The organism is Streptomyces mesophilus (genome assembly GCF_040300965.1).
GTDB classification, from domain to species: domain Bacteria; phylum Actinomycetota; class Actinomycetes; order Streptomycetales; family Streptomycetaceae; genus Streptomyces; species Streptomyces mesophilus_A.
Genome location: NZ_JBEPEW010000022.1, coordinates 1 through 15724 on the forward strand (window position 1 = coordinate 1; position 15724 = coordinate 15724).

Consider the following 15724-nt stretch of genomic DNA (forward strand, 5'->3'; position numbering starts at 1 on the left):
CCGGACGGCGGGTTGAGCGAGCGATAGCCGGTGCGGACGCGCTGCCATGCGGTGTCGAGCGCGGCGGCGCCCTGGGACGCGGTGATCGAGGCGAGATAGGTGTCAATGGCGTCCGCGGCCCAGGCCGAGTGGCCGGTGGCGACGTTGTCCACGGTGTTGTGGATGTCGACGAAGCGGGTGCTGAACCCGTACTTCTTGAGCGCGAGCCGGGCGCGGCGGTAGGTGCCGCCGACGCCGGAGAGTTCCATCGCCAGGTTCAGGCCGAGCACTTCGGGCATGAAGGTCTGCGGGAAGCGGCCGATGCTCAGCCAGTAGACGGGCAGTTCGAAGGACCCGTCGCGGAAGCCCTCGAACGACGCGAACTCGCGGGAGGCGGTCGGCGGCAGGTCGTGGCCCATCTCGAGCAGGACCTCGCGGTAGATCAGCGGATGGTTGAGGTCCGCCTCGCCGTTGCCGAGTTCGTCCCAGTACGTATCGAAGAGCGAATGGCCGATCTCCGACGAGGCGTGCTCGTAGTCGGTGAAGCCCTTGATCCAGGCGCCGTCGATCAGAGTGAGCGGCGCCAACTGGACGGTGGAGTCGATGAGTTCCTCGAGGCTGGGCAGCTCCTGCGTCGCGCCCTGCTCGAAGGCCTCGCTGTGCCTGTCATGCATGTCGACCAGCCAGGGCCGCAGGCCCTGCGGGGTCCACCGCTCGGGCAGCGGCATGGACGAGTCGTCGATGCCGTGCCGCGAACGGCCGAGCCAGCCGTGCACGTACTCGCGTGCGTAGGCACGTACCGCCGGGGTGTCCGTGCGGCCCAGCAGCAGGTGGTAGGCCTCACGGACATCGGCCGGCGGCGTGCCGTCGGTCTCCGCCCGCCAGGCGCCGAGGGCGAGCGGACGGGCGGGGGCGAGCGCACCGCCGGCCTCCGGGGTGCCTTCTGCAGGGCCGGACAGCGAGCCGATCCAGCGGCGTACGACACCGAGGTCGTCGGGCGAGAAGACCCGGAACATCCGGCCCTTCTCCCCGACGAGGCCGGTTACCAGCATGCTCTGCTCGGGCGCGCCCGGGCGGACCAGACGACTGCGGGACAGGGCGGCGAGCATCGACCGCGGATCGGTCTGGCACTCCTTGAGCCAGTCGGCCAACTGCCGCCCCTCCAGGGCGTAGTCGTGGTGGTAGACCGAGCCTTCGCGTGCCCGCAGCCGCATCAGCTCGGCCATCTCGAAGACCGGGTCGCGGGCCTCGCTGAGCTCCGTGAAAAGCCGACCGCTCCACTCCCGCAGAGCGGCGAGCGCCCAGCGGAAGCCGATGGCGGCCCGGGTGCGGGCCGCGTCGCCGTCGCGGGCGACGACGGCCGCCACCGCGCGCTCGGCGAGCTCGATGCCGGTGCGGCCCTCGCCCCGCCGGGTCGCGGGATCGAGGACGTCCCAGCGCGTGCCGGTCGGCCGCTGGGCCCGTACGAGCGTCAGCGCGGGCAGCAGGCCCACGGAGCGCAGACACAGGTCGGCGCCGAGGATCTCCGGCAGGAAGTCGTCGGGCCTGCGGCTCATGGCGAGCAGCAAGGCCGGCACCCGGAAGTGACCGTCGTCGATGCGCTGGTCCGCTGTGAGACGGCGGGCGGGCACCGCGTTCTCGGAGACGTCGAGCTGTCGCAGGACAGCCAGATAGGCGTCCCCGCGCGAGGCGCGCGGGGCACCGACGCCCAGGTCGGAGGCGTACAGGGCAAGGACGGCCAGGACCGCCGGGTCGTCCCCGTTGCCCGGTGAGCTCAGCCACTGGAGCCAGGCGCCGGACATCAGGGACAGCGGCGCGCAGGCCAGCGCGGCGCGGCGCCCCAGGACCTCACGGGTCTGGACGGTGAGCGGTGCGAGCAGCTCCTGGTACTGCAGGGACTCCGCGGCCGACCAGTCGGCGGCCCGCTGCCGCAGCTCGCCAAGGCTTCCGTCGGCGTCCAGGGTGCCTTCGAGCTCGGCCCGTATCTCGGTCAGGAGACGGCCCGCGGGCAGAGCCGCTTCCGGGTCGACCACCCTTCCGTAGACGGTCCGTGATGCTTCGACGGCAGGGGACTGCGCGCCAGGGGCGCGGGACAGTGCTGCAGCGACAGTGGGCGCTGACACTTCAAGCCTCTTTCTGGTTCACCGGCGGGACGGGCACTGGTCGGGGCGGCGACTGACCGGACTGACAGCGGTGGGGAGTGGTCTGGCTGACGGGAGGGGGCGGCTCAGAACATCGGGTAGATGGAGGCGTCGTTCTTCGGCTTCGGCTTGCGGCCGAGCAGCTTGTAGAAGAAGTTGCGCAGAGCGGTCATCGGACTGTGCCTTTCGGGGAGTTGACGGCAAATACGGGGACGGGCGGACGGGGTCAGGAGAGCTCGAGCTCCTTGGCGAGCAGCCCCGCGACGAGGTCGTGGCCCTCGTCGGTGAAGTGGATTCGGTCGACGAACAGCCAGTCGTCGTTTCCGATCACGTCGGCGATGACCGGGTTGATGTCCAGGTAGCGCACACCCAGCCGCTCGCAGCCGGCCTGGAGTTCCTTGGAGTACGTCTCACGGGCCGACATGGAGGAGATGTCGCCGTAGACCTCACCGAAGTTCGATATCCCGTCGAGTTCGGCGAAGATCAGCTTCTCCTGCGGGGCCGGCTCTTCGCGGACCCAAGTGGCCAGCGGCTGCAGCACGAAACTCAGCTTCGCCCCCATGCCCTCGGCCAGCAGCTTCCAGGAATCCAGGTGCCGCAGGGTCAGGTCGGTGGCCAGGCCGATCTGCTCGGCAAGCTCGGGCACCCGGGTGTCCTCCACCGCGGGCCCGGCCGCCCCCTTGCGGCGGCCGCCGAACAGGCCGCGGCCCACAGACGCCTTGCGGTTTCGGGCGCGCAGCTCCTCCATCTGCCCGTAGAAATCGTTGCAGTTGAAGAACGCGCCGCTGTCGCCGCGCACGGAGGCCGGCAGACGGCTCAGGCCAAGGTTGTTGAAGCCGGAGAACAGAACGATCTCGTCCACCTGCGGCAGCAGATGCCGGTACAAGGTGAAGAGCAGCAGCTCCTGGGTCGAATTGTGGCTGCGGCCACCGAAGTTCAGCCAGGGCAGCGAGGGTGCGTGCCTCTTCCACAGGTACGAGGACAGAGTGTCGCCGTCGGTGCTCGCACCGATGCCGAACGCCGTGGAGCTGCCGGCGAGCAGGCGCACAGGGCCGTCGGGCAGTGGCCCGCCGACCGAGGCCTTCTGGCCGCCGGGGCCCTCGGAGAGCCGGAAGCCGAGCCGGTCCGTGTTGACGACGTCGGAGCGGTGGCCGGCCGCGTGGAAGTACATCAGATACGGCATCCAGCGGATGTCTCCGCGGTCGTCGAACTTCTCGGCGTACTGCTGCATCTGCGGGGTGAGGCTGGCGCGATGGGACATGGTGACAACTCCGGGGAAAACTAGGCGAGTTGAAAGGTCGAGGCCGGGCGGAAGGGATCAGGCGAGCGCCTGCGCGAAGTCCGCCTTCAGGTCCTCCAGGTGTTCGAGGCCCACGGCGATACGTACTGTCCCCTCGGTGATGCCGATGGCCCGCAGCCCTTCGCCGTCCATGGAGCGATGCGACGTCGCCGACGGTTGCTGCACGAGGGTCTTGAAACCGCCGAGCGAGACCGCGCGGTCCACGAGCCGCAGGCGGCGGGTGAACTCGAGGGTCTCCTTGCGGCCCCCGGCGACATCGATGGCGAAGACGCCGCCGTAGCCGTTGGGCAGCAGACGCTGAGCCAGTTCGTGGCCGGGGTGGTCCGGCAGTCCGGGCCAGTGCACCCCCTCCACGGCGGGGTGCTGCGACAGGAAGTGCGCGAGACCGTCGGCGTTCTCGTGGTGGCGCCGCATCCGCAGGCCCAGCGTGGCGAGACCGCGCAGCGTCAGCCAGGCGGCGAACGGATCGGCGACCGTGCCGGTCTCCAGCGAGCGCGACCAGACGTCCCGGTGCAGCCCTGCATCCGCGAAAGACGCGATGCCACCGAGGACGTCGCAGTGGCCGGACAGGTACTTCGTGGAGGAGTGGATCACCACGTCGGCGCCCATCGACAAGGGACGGCAGCCGAGGGGGGAAGCGAAGGTGTTGTCGACGACGCAGGTCAGCCCGGCGGCCTTGCCGGCTGCGAAGAAGGCCGGCAAGTCGGTGACTTGGGCCGTGGGGTTGGAGAGGGTCTCCAGATAGAGAACCTTCGTGGAGGGCCGCAAAGCGGCGGTCACTTCAGCGGGATCCCGCCCTTCGACGTAAGTGACCCCCACCCCGTAGCGTGCCGCAAGGTCCTTCAGAAGCGCGAATGTTCCGCCGTAGAGATGCTTTTGGACAATGACATGGTCGCCGCTGCCGACCAGCGTATGCAGCAGGGTGTGAATGGCGCCCATACCGCTCGCGGCGGCGAGGCTGGCCGCTGCGCCTTCCAGCGAAGAGATCGCGTTCTCCAGCGCGCGCACCGTGGGGTTGGTGTTGCGAAGGTAGGCGAACGACTCAGGGCTGTTGATGGCCTCCGCCAGCTCCTCCGGGTCGTCATAACCGAAGTTGGCAGTCTGGTAGAGCGGAGTGTTCAGCGGTCGCGCTCCGCCCAGATCCGGGATCCCTACATGGATCGCACGGGTCTCCGGGTGCAGCTGGTTCGGCACGATTTTCCTCTCGCTGGTACTCCGCCGACGAAGACAGCCGAGCGGCACGATGTAGGGCAACGGGGCTCAGATTCATCCACCGCGGATCCCGTTGTCACCAGTTCTCGGCTGCCATGAACCGGCCCGGCACACGTGTGCCACAAGGCTCTGCCGTCTCCGCGGCGGCGTCTTTTCCCGCGGCCTTGGCACGTCCGTGCCGATGCACATCCATGCCGCGCGCAGACCGGGACACCACTGAGCCTGCCGGTGCAGGATGGCCGACCGTCGCGCACAAGCAAGGAGGGCCAGCGGCCGATGAACAACGAACCGTCGCCGAACGACGCAGCACAGGTACGGCCGCTCGTCGTCGTCCACACGCAGTACGAGGCCGAGGGCGTCCTCTCGCTCACCCTGGCGGATCCCCACCGCGCTCCGCTTCCCGCCTGGGAGCCGGGGGCCCACGTGGATGTCATCCTGCCGTCGGGGCTGATCCGCTCATACTCGCTGTGCGGCAGCCTGCAGGACCGCCACACCTACCGCATCGCGGTACTGCTGACCCCGGACAGCCGCGGCGGCTCGGCGGAGGTGCACAGGGTGGGGACAGTCGGGCAGCAGCTGGACGTGCGCGGCCCCCGTAACCATTTCCCCCTCGTCCCGGCCGCTGACTACCGGTTCATCGCGGGCGGCATCGGCATCACTCCGCTCCTGCCCATGCTCCGCCGGCTCTCCCATACCCCCGGGTCTCCCCGCTGGTCGCTGCTCTACGGGGGACGGTCACTGCGAAGCATGGCCTTCCGGGACGAGCTCGCCGCCCTGCCCGGAGGGGAGGTGACCCTGTGGCCACAGGACATCAACGGCCTGCCCGATCCGAGTCGCCTCCTTGCCGCAACGACCGCCACGACAGCGGTCTACTGCTGCGGTCCGGAGGGACTCCTGCAAGAGGTGCGGGCCTGCGCAATGCGCAGACTGCCACCGGGTGCTCTGCACACCGAGACGTTCGGAGCACCCACCAAGACGGACACGACGGTGACCGGCGCGAGCAGCGAGGAGTTCGAGGTGGAGCTCCGTCGCTCTGGTGTCACTCTGCGCGTTCCCGCCGGGCGGAGCCTCCTGGATGTGGTGCGCGAGGTGGTACCGGAGGTGCCGTACTCCTGCGGGGAGGGCATGTGCGGCACATGCGAGACGAAGGTGCTCGAGGGGACTGCGGACCACCGCGACCTGCTGCTCAGTGAGGCCGAGAGGCAGGCTGGCAACACGATGATGATCTGCGTGAGCCGCTCGGCGACACCTCGGCTGACGCTGGACCTGTAGGCGGGGCGATGAACAGGGAGGACCAGATACATGACCATGTCCAACGAGCAGGCCTCAGACCACCCACGGCAGCCCCTCACTTTGCTCGACGATGAACTCGTGGAGGCCGGCTCCGCTCTGCTGCGCGAGTACCTCCGCGCCGCCACGGACATCGGAATCCGCCCCACTTCCCTGCCTGCCCTCGGCGAGCTGCCAAAGGGCTGACGTACGTTGAAACGGCCGCGTCCCCCACCCCGGGACGCGGCCGTTTCACCTATGGAATGCCGTCAGACGTTGAAGCGGAACTCCACCACATCCCCGTCCTGCATCACATACTCCTTGCCCTCCATGCGCGCCTTGCCCTTCGCGCGGGCCTCGGCCACCGAACCCGTTTCGACCAGGTCGTCGAAGGAGATGACCTCGGCCTTGATGAAGCCCTTCTGGAAGTCCGTGTGGATGACGCCGGCCGCCTCGGGGGCCGTGGCGCCCTTCTTGATGGTCCAGGCGCGGGATTCCTTCGGGCCGGCCGTCAAGTAGGTCTGCAGCCCGAGGGTGTTGAAGCCGACGCGGGCGAGGGTGGCGAGGCCGGGCTCCTCGGCGCCGACGGACTGGAGGAGCTCCAGGGCGTCCTCGGCGTCGAGTTCGGCGAGGTCCTGCTCGAGCTTCGCGTTCAGGAAGATGGCCTCCGCCGGAGCGACCAGGGCGCTCTGCTCCGCCTTGAAGGCGTCGTCCGTGAGCTCGTCCTCGTCGACGTTGAAGACGTAGAGGAAGGGCTTGGTCGTCAGCAGGTGCAGGTCGTGCAGGAGCTCCTCGTTGCCGGAGCCCTGGACGATGCCCGCGGAGAAGAGGGTGTCGCCCTTCTCCAGGATCTCCTTGGCGGCCTCGACCGCGGCGACCTTCGGGCCGATGTCCTTCTTGATGCGCGACTCCTTCTGGAGGCGCGGCAGGACCTTCTCGATGGTCTGGAGGTCGGCGAGGATCAGCTCGGTGTTGATCGTCTCGATGTCGTCCTTGGGCGAGACCTTGCCGTCGACGTGCACGACGTTCTCGTCCTTGAAGGCGCGGATGACCTGGCAGATCGCGTCGGACTCACGGATGTTCGCGAGGAACTTGTTGCCCAGGCCCTCGCCCTCGGAGGCGCCGCGCACGATGCCCGCGATGTCCACGAAGTCGACCGTCGCCGGGAGGATCTTCTGCGAACCGAAGATCTCGGCGAGCTTGGTGAGCCGCTCGTCGGGCACACCGACCACACCGACGTTGGGCTCGATCGTGGCGAACGGGTAGTTGGCCGCGAGGACGTCGTTCTTGGTCAGGGCGTTGAACAGGGTCGACTTGCCGACGTTGGGCAGACCGACGATTCCGATCGTGAGCGACACGTTTGACCGACTTCCCGTACGTACGTAATGGGTGATGAGTGAGAGCTACACAGGCAGCCCTCGCGGGCGGGCCGACACACCAGTTTAGGGCCGCCGCGGGGTGGGTGCGGCCCCGGCTGTCAAGGCGGGCGGTCCGGGAGGCTGCGGAACGGACGGTCCAGGCACCGGGGCGGGCGTGCTCGGCGTTGTGACGGGAGTTCTCGGCGCTCCGGACGTGACCGTCCGTGGTCCGACGTAACGTGGAGGAATGGAGACAGAGATCTTCGGTGTGGACATTGGCGGGTCCGGGATCAAGGGCGCCCCGGTCGATCTGGCGCGCGGGGACCTGTCGCAGCCCCGGCACAAGGTGCTGACACCGCATCCGGCGACGCCTGAGGCCGTGGCCGGATGCGTAAGAGAGGTCGTCGAGCATTTCGGCTGGTCGGGGCCGGTCGGTGTGACGTTCCCCGGGGTCGTCACGGGTGGCTCGACGATTCGTACGGCCGCCAATGTGGACAAGGCCTGGGTCGACGTCGACGCCCGCGAGCTGCTGAGCGGGGCCATCGGCGGTCTGCCGGTGACCGTGCTCAATGACGCGGACGCGGCCGGTCTGGCCGAGATGCGGGTCGGCGCCGGCAAGGGGCGCGGCGGGACGGTGATGCTGCTTACGTTCGGCACGGGGATCGGCAGCGCGCTCTTCGTCGACGGGCGCCTCGTGCCCAATACGGAGCTGGGCCACCTCGAGCTGCACGGGCACGACGCCGAGAAGCGGGCGTCCACGAAGGCCCGCGACGACGAGCAGCTGACCTGGGAGCACTGGGCCCGCCGTGTGCAGAAGTATCTGGCGCACCTGGAGATGCTGTTCTCGCCGGAGCTGTTCATCATCGGCGGCGGTGTGAGCCGCAAGTCCGCGAAGTTCCTGCCGTTGATCGAGGGGATCAAGGCGGAGCTGGCGCCGGCCGAGCTGCTGAACAACGCGGGGATCGTGGGCGCCGCCATGGCGGCGCACGAGGACCACGCCTAGGACCGGGTCATCCGAACGCAACGCCAAGCCGCGCCAAAAGCGCGTGTCCCACGCCCGTAATGCCGCGAAGGCCTGCCTACGTTGGGTCGGTGGAGCAACACAGCACTCGGCCCGCCCGTGACACACAGCCCCGCCCCGCCCCTCTGCCGCCCCAGGCACAGGCCCCCGAGGCCATGCCGGGACCGCGGCGCGGCAGCGCTCCGCGGCCGGTGCCGGCCGGACCGCCCGCCGCCCGCGCGGTGCGCGGCGGAGTCCAGGCGGTGCGCCGCGGCTATCTCGCCGTTCGCGCCATGCCGAACCCGCGCCTGACCGGGCTCGGGGCCGGGCTGGGGGCCACGGTGGTGCTGCTCTTCGTCGCCTGTGTGGACCGGCTGCTCTTCGACGGGTCGGTCGCGCTGTACGGCTGCTTCTTCCTGCTGGTCAGCGCGCTGGCCGCGTTCTGGGTGCGGCCGGCCGACCTGGTGACCGCGCCCGTCGCCGTACCGATCGCCTTCGCCCTGGGGCTGCTGCCGATCGCGGGCGGCGACGGGGGGTTCGGCGGTCAGCTGATGGGGCTGATCACGGCACTCGCGCTCAACGCGGGCTGGCTCTACGGCGGCACGCTCGTCGCAGGCCTGATCTCGACGGTCCGCAAGATCCGTGACATGAACCGGCGGCGGGCCCTGCGCGCCGCCGCACACCGCCCGCCGCACAGAAGGCCGGCCCGCGAAACAGGCCGCGCCTAGAGCTCGCGGGACTCCGCCCACACTCCCGAGAGCGCGCCGGCCTCCGCCCACACTCCCAAGAGCGCGCCGGACTCCGCCCACACTCCCAAGAGCGCGCCGGACTCCGCCCACCCTCGACGTCGGACGACGCCCGCACTCCCTACAGCTCGCCGGCCTCCGACCGCAGATCCCGCCGCAGCTCCTTGGGCAGTGAGAAGACGATGGACTCCTCGGCCGCCTTGACCGTCTCCACGTCCTCGTAGCCGCGCTGGGCCAGCCACTCCAGGACCTCGTCGACCAGGACCTCGGGGACCGAGGCGCCCGAGGTGACGCCGACCGTGGAGACGCCCTCCAGCCAGGCCTCCTCGATCTCGCTCGCGAAGTCGACCAGGTACGAGGCCTGCGCGCCGGCCTGCAGGGCGACCTCGACCAGGCGCTTGGAGTTGGACGAGTTGCGCGAGCCGACCACGATCACGAGGTCCGCTTCGGCACCCATCTGCTTGACCGCGAGCTGGCGGTTCTGCGTCGCGTAGCAGATGTCGTCCGACGGGGGCGAGATCAGACCGGGGAACTTGGTCTTCAGGGCGTCGACCGTCTCCATCGTCTCGTCGACGGAGAGCGTGGTCTGGGAGAGCCAGACGACCTTGGACGGGTCGCGGACCTCGACCTTCTCGACGTCCTTGGGGCCGTCGACCAGCTGGATGTGGTCCGGGGCCTCGCCGGAGGTGCCGATGACCTCCTCGTGGCCCTCGTGCCCGATCAGGAGGATGTCGTAGTCCTCGTCGGCGAACCGGATGGCTTCCTTGTGGACCTTGGTGACCAGCGGGCAGGTCGCGTCGATCGTGGCGAGGCGGCCGGCCTTGGCCTCCTCGTGGACGGTCGGGGCGACGCCGTGCGCGGAGAACATCACGATGTTGCCCGGCGGCACCTCCTCCGTCCGCTCGACGAAGATGGCGCCCTTCCGCTCCAGGGTCTGCACCACGTACTTGTTGTGCACGATCTCGTGGCGTACGTAGACCGGCGCCCCGTACTGCTCCAGGGCCTTCTCGACAGCGATCACGGCGCGGTCCACGCCCGCGCAATAGCCACGGGGAGCGGCGAGCAGGACACGTCGGGCGGGGCTCGTTGCAGTCATGTACCCCATCGTAAGGCCGTGCTCAACAGGTCAAAGATCCCCACCTTGGGGAGACTGGGGCTTGAGTTGACCAGGAGGCCCAGGATGTCCGCAGAGCCCAGTCAGACGCCGAGCCCGATGCCCACCGGGGAGCACGAGGGGCTGCGCCGCACGCTCGGCTTCCGGGACCTTGTCGTCTACGGCCTGCTCTTCATCGCCCCGATGGCCCCCGTGGGTGTCTTCGGGGCCCTCGACGCCAAGTCGCACGGCGCGGTCGCGCTGGTCTACATCGTGGCGACGATCGCGATGGCCTTCACCGCGTACAGCTATGCGCAGATGGTGCGGGTCGTCCCGCAGGCGGGTTCGGTGTTCGCGTACGCGCGGGCGGCGCTCGGGCGCGGGCCCGGGTTCATCGCCGGGTGGATGGCGATGCTGGACTATCTGCTGATCCCGGCCGTGGCGTATCTGTTCTGCGGGATCGCGATGAACGCGCTGGTGCCGGATGTGTCGCGGTGGGTGTGGACCGCGCTCGCCGTCGTCATCACGACCGCGCTCAATCTGACCGGCGTACGGACCGCCGCGAAGGTCGGCTTCCTGGTGCTCGCCATGGAGATCGTGGTGCTGCTCGTCTTCATGGTTTCGGCGGTCGTCGTGCTCGTACGGGACGGGGCCCAGCGGGACTGGCTGTCGCCGCTCACGGGCGACGGGACCTTCGCGCTCTCGGCCGTCCTCGGGGCCGTGTCGATCGCGGTGCTCTCGTATCTCGGCTTCGACGCGATCGCGTCCTTCGCCGAGGAGGTCACGGGCGGGTCGGCGAAGGTGGCGCGGGCCGTGCTCTTCTGTCTGGGGCTCGCGGGCTTCCTGTTCATCGCGCAGACGTATCTGGTCGCCCTGCTCGAACCGATGTCGTCCGCGGAACTCGCCGCGAGCCCGGAGAAGCAGGGGTCCGCCTTCTACGACGCCGTGGATGTGTCGGTCGGCACCTGGCTGCACGATCTGGTGGCCGTCAGCAAGGCGATCGGCGCGGCCTTCGCGGCGCTGGCCGGGCAGGCCGCGGCGGGGCGGCTGCTGTTCGCGATGGGCCGCGACCGGCGGCTGCCGAAACTTCTCTCCCGTACGGATTCCGGGGTGCCGCGGATCGCGCTGTCCATCGCCGCGGTGATCACGATGGTCGCGGCGGTGTGGGCGGCGTCGCGGGACGACGGGATGGACCATCTGGTCTCGGTCGTGGACATCGGCGCCCTGGTCGCCTTCACGATGCTGCACGCCTCGGTGATCGCCTGGTTCGGCGTCCGCAAGCTGGGCGGCGAGGTCAGCTGGTGGCGGCACTGGCTGGTGCCGGTGCTCGGCGCGGTGATCGCGATCGCGGTGATCGTGGAGGCTTCGCGGGCGGCGCAGATCGTGGGGGCCTGCTGGCTGGCGGTCGGCCTTGTGGTGCTCCTGGTTCAGCGCGGGCGGCGGACCGAGGAGCCCGCGGCCTGACCCACGGGTTGACCGGGCTCGATGTCGGCGCGCGCCACTACCCTCCTACGCATGGCTCTCAACACATCCGCCGATGCGCCCCTGCCCGTGGGCGAGGTCTCGCGGCTCATCGGGGGGTGGATCGACCGGCTCGGCGCGGTGTGGGTCGAGGGGCAGATCACCCAGCTGTCGCGGCGGCCCGGCGCCGGCGTGGTGTTCCTGACGCTGCGCGATCCCTCGTACGACATCTCCGTCAGCGTCACCTGCTTCCGCGGCGTCTTCGACGCGGTGGCCGATGTGGTCTCCGAGGGCGCGCGGGTCGTGGTGCTCGCGAAGCCCGAGTGGTACGCGCCGAGGGGGCAGCTCTCGCTGCGGGCCACCGAGATAAAGCCGGTCGGCGTGGGTGAACTGCTCGCCAGACTGGAGCAGTTGAAGAAGGCGCTGGCCTCGGAAGGGCTCTTCGCCCCCGAGCGCAAGCGGCGGCTGCCGTTCCTGCCGCAGATGATCGGCCTGGTCACGGGCCGGGCCTCGGCGGCCGAGCGTGATGTCCTGGAGAACGCGCGGCACCGCTGGCCCGCGGTCCGTTTCGAGGTACGGAACGTGGCGGTGCAGGGCGTCCACGCGGTGCCGCAGGTGGTGCAGGCCGTCAAGGAGCTCGACGAGCTCGACGCCGTGGACGTGATCATCGTGGCGCGCGGCGGCGGCAGCGTGGAGGATCTGCTGCCGTTCTCCGACGAGCAGCTCATCCGGGCCGTCTCGGCCTGCCGTACGCCGGTGGTCTCGGCGATCGGGCACGAACCGGACTCGCCGCTGCTCGACCTCGTGGCCGACCTCAGGGCCTCCACCCCGACGGACGCGGCGAAGAAGGTCGTCCCCGATGTCGGCGAGGAGCTCGACCGGGTGCAGCTGATGCGCGAGCGGGCGCGGCGGGCGGTCGACAATCTGCTCGACCGTGAGGAGCGCGGTCTTGCCGTCGCGATGTCCCGGCCCTCGATGGAGCATCCGCACCGGATGGTCGACGAGCGCGAGCAGCAGATCGACCTCCTGGTGGAGCGCAGCCGGCGCACCCTGGGCCACCTGCTCGACCGGGCCGACTCCGAGCTGACCCACACCCGGGCCCGCGTGGTGGCCCTCTCCCCCGCGGCCACCCTGCAGCGCGGATACGCGGTGCTGCAGCGCGGTGACGGCTCGGTGGTGCGGGCCGCGGGCGAGATCGCGGCGGGCGAGGCGCTGCGGGCGCGGGTCGCCGACGGGGAGTTCACGGTCACGCGGACCGATGACGTATCCGACATGGACACTGAGACGAACGATGAGGAGAACGGGGCATGAGCGTGACGGAAGAGGCCCTGGGGTACGAGCAGGCCCGCGACGAACTCGTCGACGTGGTCCGCCGCTTGGAGGCGGGCGGCACGACACTCGAGGAATCGCTCGCCCTGTGGGAGCGCGGCGAGGAGCTGGCGAAGGTGTGCCGGCGGTGGCTGGACGGGGCACGGGCGCGGCTGGACGCGGCGCTCGCTTCCGAACAGGCTGAGGTCGCTGAGGTCGCTGAGGTCGACGAATAGGAGCCCTCAGAAACCCCGGGACACCCCCACCCACAAGCCCCTAGCCCCTCCCTCCAACACACACGAAAGCCCCCGACGGCAGGTCGGGGGCTTTCACGTATACGGAAGTGGGGTGGGACTCAGACCGTCGTGATGACGTCCTCGTACGCCAGACGCGGGGAGCGCGGGAACCACGCGTCCTCGCCCGGCTTGCCGATGTTGACGACCATCAGCGGGGTGTGGTCGTCGTCCAGGAACTCCTTCTGGACGCCCGCGAAGTCGAACCCGGTCATCGGTCCTGCGGCCAGGCCCGCGGCGCGGACGCCGACGATGAAGTACGCGGCCTGCAGCGCGGCGTTCAGCTGCGCGGCACCCTCACGGACCGGACGCTCGCTGAAGAACATGTCCTTGGCCTGCGGGAAGTGCGGGAGCAGGGCCGGCAGCTCCTCGTGGAACTCGTTGTCCGCGGACAGGATCGCGACCAGCGGGGCGGAAGCGGTCTTCGGCTGGTTGCCCTCGGCCATGTGCTGGACCAGGCGCTCACGGGCCTCGGCGGAGCGGACCAGGGTGATGCGCAGCGGCGACTGGTTGAAGGCGGTCGGGCCGTACTTCACCAGGTCGTAGATCGCCTGGACCTGCTCCTCGGTCACCGGCTCGTCGGTGAACGTGTTGGCGGTACGGGCCTCGCGGAAGAGGAGGTCCTGTGCGGCGGCGTCGAGTGCGAGGGTCATGCGAGGCAACCTTTTCGGGCGGTACGGGGGTGGGGGCGCCGGTTTGATCGATCATCGATCGGGCCGACGTCTACGACCATAAGCCCATGACGTTTAACTTTCAACCAAGACTGGAGCGGAGTGATCCGCTTCACAGCCGGAGAGCGGAAACTCAGGCCTTGTCGGCGGGCGCGGGCTCCAGGGAGCCCGCCACCTCGGTCAGCCGCGCCATGGACCCGCTGCCGGTGACGACCGTGGTGGCCCCGCCCTCCTGGAGCACGAGGGCGTCGTACTCGTCACCCTCGTACCGCTTCCAGTCCTTGCCGCCGATGCGCTCGGTCTTCCCGGTGTCCTTGGCGTCCTGGCTCTGGTCCGCGATGAACGGACCCGGCTTGCCCGTGGACTGCTCGACCGCGACGTACTTGCCGTCCGGTCCGTGGAAGCCGAGGTGCCAGTGCTCGTCGTCGGCGCCGCGGTAGCGCACCGAGGTCGCCTTCCAGTCCTTGTCCAGGCCCTTCGGGGCGAGGACCGGGTACGACGCCGCGCGGGACGCCGTGGAGAGGGCGGCTTTCAGCTCCGCCGAGTTCACCGGCTTCACCGGGGTCGCCGATTCGTCGTGCGGGATGAAGATGTAGATCACCGCGACGACGGCTCCGATGACCGCCATCGACAGGACCATGTCCCGGACCGTTTTCGTCTTGCCTGCGCTGCTGCCTGCCACGTCCCCCATATTCGCAGGTGCGGGGGTCTGCCCCGACAGGACCCCGGGGTCCGCTCAGACGTGACCCCCCCTGCTCATTTTGTCGACGTACCGATAGAGTCCAGTGGTACACCCTCATCCGGCCGTCGCCGTTCCCAAGAGAGGTTCGTTCCGATGACCGTGCATCATCACCAACTCCCTTCCGAGCTCGAGGTTCCCTCCGAAGCTCCCGATCGCAACCTCGCCCTGGAGCTCGTCCGGGTCACCGAAGCCGCGGCCATGGCCGCAGGCCGCTGGGTCGGACGCGGCGACAAGAACGGCGCGGACGGTGCGGCCGTGCGCGCCATGCGGACCCTGGTCTCGACCGTCTCGATGAATGGCGTGGTCGTCATCGGCGAGGGCGAGAAGGACGAAGCGCCGATGCTCTTCAACGGCGAGCGGGTCGGTGACGGCACCGGAGCCGAGTGCGATATCGCCGTGGACCCGATCGACGGCACGACGCTGACCGCCAAGGGCATGCCGAACGCCGTGGCCGTCCTCGCCGCCGCCGACCGGGGCACGATGTTCGACCCGTCGGCCGTGTTCTACATGGACAAGCTGGTCACGGGCCCCGAAGCCGCCGACTACGTCGACATCGACGCTCCCGTGTCGGTGAACATCCGCCGTGTCGCGAAGGCCAAGAAGGCCTCGCCCGAGGACGTCACCGTGGTCATCCTGGACCGTCCCCGGCACGAGGGGATCATCAAGGAGATCCGCGAGACCGGCGCCCGGATCAAGCTGATCTCGGACGGCGACGTGGCCGGCTCGATCCTCGCGGTGCGCGAGGGTACGGGCGTCGATCTCCTGCTCGGCATCGGCGGTACGCCGGAGGGCATCATCTCGGCCTGCGCCATCAAGTGCCTCGGCGGTGTGATCCAGGGCAAGCTCTGGCCGAAGGACGACGCGGAGCGCCAGCGGGCGCTCGACGCCGGGCACGACCTGGACCGGGTCCTGTCCACCAACGACCTGGTCTCCGGCGAGAACGTCTTCTTCGTCGCGACCGGCATCACCGACGGCGAGCTCCTGCGCGGAGTGCGCTACCGCTCCGAGACGGCCACCACCTCGTCGCTCGTGATGCGCTCGAAGTCCGGCACGATCCGCCAGATCGACTCGGAGCACCGCCTGTCGAAACTGCGCGCGTACAGCGCCGTCGACTTCGACCGCGCGCGGTAAGTACCTCCACGTGGAACGGG

At 69.6% G+C, this 15724-nt stretch carries 15 protein-coding genes; 8 read left to right on the forward strand and 7 right to left on the reverse strand.

The genetic code is table 11. From position 1 onward, the window contains the following. From ABT367_RS11130 to ABT367_RS11140, 3 genes are all read right to left on the reverse strand, one after another. Window positions 1-2012: iron-containing redox enzyme family protein (locus tag ABT367_RS11130; protein WP_352251854.1), on the reverse strand; the 2012-nt coding region annotated here is incomplete at its 3' end. Between the two features lie 334 nt (window positions 2013-2346). After that, window positions 2347-3381: a GDSL-type esterase/lipase family protein gene (locus ABT367_RS11135; RefSeq protein WP_352251856.1), complete on the reverse strand. Its 1035-nt coding sequence runs from the start codon at window positions 3379-3381 to the stop codon at window positions 2347-2349. Between the two features lie 57 nt (window positions 3382-3438). Further along, the gene (locus ABT367_RS11140; RefSeq protein WP_352251858.1) at window positions 3439-4674 is read right to left on the reverse strand and encodes a trans-sulfuration enzyme family protein; all 1236 of its coding nucleotides are present in this window, start codon (window positions 4672-4674) and stop codon (window positions 3439-3441) included. Between the two features lie 234 nt (window positions 4675-4908). Between ABT367_RS11140 and ABT367_RS11145 the strand changes: the two genes are divergently transcribed. Together ABT367_RS11145 and ABT367_RS11150 are read left to right on the forward strand one after the other, a co-directional pair. Beyond that, entirely contained in the window at window positions 4909-5904 is a 996-nt protein-coding gene (locus ABT367_RS11145) for a PDR/VanB family oxidoreductase (protein WP_352251860.1), read from the forward strand. 30 nt (window positions 5905-5934) lie between these two features. Further along, a complete protein-coding gene (locus tag ABT367_RS11150; RefSeq protein ID WP_352251862.1) occupies window positions 5935-6108 on the forward strand; it encodes a hypothetical protein in 174 nt (57 codons plus the stop codon). Window positions 6109-6170: 62 nt separating this feature from the next. Here the strand turns inward: ABT367_RS11150 and ychF are convergent, their stop codons facing one another. After that, window positions 6171-7259 (reverse strand): redox-regulated ATPase YchF, encoded by a 1089-nt coding sequence (gene ychF, locus ABT367_RS11155; RefSeq protein WP_352251864.1) that lies wholly within the window; start codon window positions 7257-7259, stop codon window positions 6171-6173. Between the two features lie 247 nt (window positions 7260-7506). Here ychF and ppgK point away from each other — a divergent pair, with 247 nt between their 5' ends. After that, window positions 7507-8262, forward strand: coding sequence for a polyphosphate--glucose phosphotransferase (ppgK, locus tag ABT367_RS11160; RefSeq protein WP_352251866.1), 756 nt, complete (start codon window positions 7507-7509; stop codon window positions 8260-8262). An 89-nt stretch (window positions 8263-8351) separates the two neighbouring features. Beyond that, complete coding sequence (locus ABT367_RS11165; RefSeq protein ID WP_434975443.1) at window positions 8352-8987, forward strand: DUF6542 domain-containing protein; 636 nt, start codon at window positions 8352-8354, stop codon at window positions 8985-8987. A gap of 139 nt (window positions 8988-9126) precedes the next feature. On the opposite strand, the gene ABT367_RS11170 is transcribed toward ABT367_RS11165, so the two are convergent. Then, a complete protein-coding gene (locus ABT367_RS11170) occupies window positions 9127-10110 on the reverse strand; it encodes a 4-hydroxy-3-methylbut-2-enyl diphosphate reductase (RefSeq protein WP_352251868.1) in 984 nt (327 codons plus the stop codon). A gap of 75 nt (window positions 10111-10185) precedes the next feature. Between ABT367_RS11170 and ABT367_RS11175 the strand changes: the two genes are divergently transcribed. The 3 genes from ABT367_RS11175 to ABT367_RS11185 are packed head-to-tail and all read left to right on the forward strand — an operon-like array spanning window position 10186 to window position 13103. Next, window positions 10186-11562: an APC family permease gene (locus ABT367_RS11175; RefSeq protein ID WP_352251870.1), complete on the forward strand. Its 1377-nt coding sequence runs from the start codon at window positions 10186-10188 to the stop codon at window positions 11560-11562. A 51-nt stretch (window positions 11563-11613) separates the two neighbouring features. Continuing rightward, a complete protein-coding gene (gene xseA / locus ABT367_RS11180; protein WP_352251872.1) occupies window positions 11614-12870 on the forward strand; it encodes an exodeoxyribonuclease VII large subunit in 1257 nt (418 codons plus the stop codon). After that, window positions 12867-13103 carry an exodeoxyribonuclease VII small subunit gene (locus tag ABT367_RS11185; protein ID WP_352251874.1) on the forward strand — a complete coding sequence of 79 codons (237 nt, stop codon included), beginning with the start codon at window positions 12867-12869 and terminating at the stop codon, window positions 13101-13103. The genes xseA and ABT367_RS11185 overlap by 4 nt, the downstream gene beginning before the upstream one ends. A 119-nt stretch (window positions 13104-13222) precedes the next feature. Here the strand turns inward: ABT367_RS11185 and ABT367_RS11190 are convergent, their stop codons facing one another. Together ABT367_RS11190 and ABT367_RS11195 are read right to left on the reverse strand one after the other, a co-directional pair. Next, a complete protein-coding gene (locus ABT367_RS11190) occupies window positions 13223-13813 on the reverse strand; it encodes a malonic semialdehyde reductase (protein ID WP_352251876.1) in 591 nt (196 codons plus the stop codon). Between the two features lie 151 nt (window positions 13814-13964). Beyond that, the gene (locus ABT367_RS11195) at window positions 13965-14522 is read right to left on the reverse strand and encodes a DUF4245 domain-containing protein (RefSeq protein WP_434975444.1); all 558 of its coding nucleotides are present in this window, start codon (window positions 14520-14522) and stop codon (window positions 13965-13967) included. Window positions 14523-14666: 144 nt separating this feature from the next. Here ABT367_RS11195 and glpX point away from each other — a divergent pair, with 144 nt between their 5' ends. Then, complete coding sequence (gene glpX / locus ABT367_RS11200; RefSeq protein ID WP_352251880.1) at window positions 14667-15704, forward strand: class II fructose-bisphosphatase; 1038 nt, start codon at window positions 14667-14669, stop codon at window positions 15702-15704. Window positions 15705-15724 lie beyond the last annotated feature (20 nt).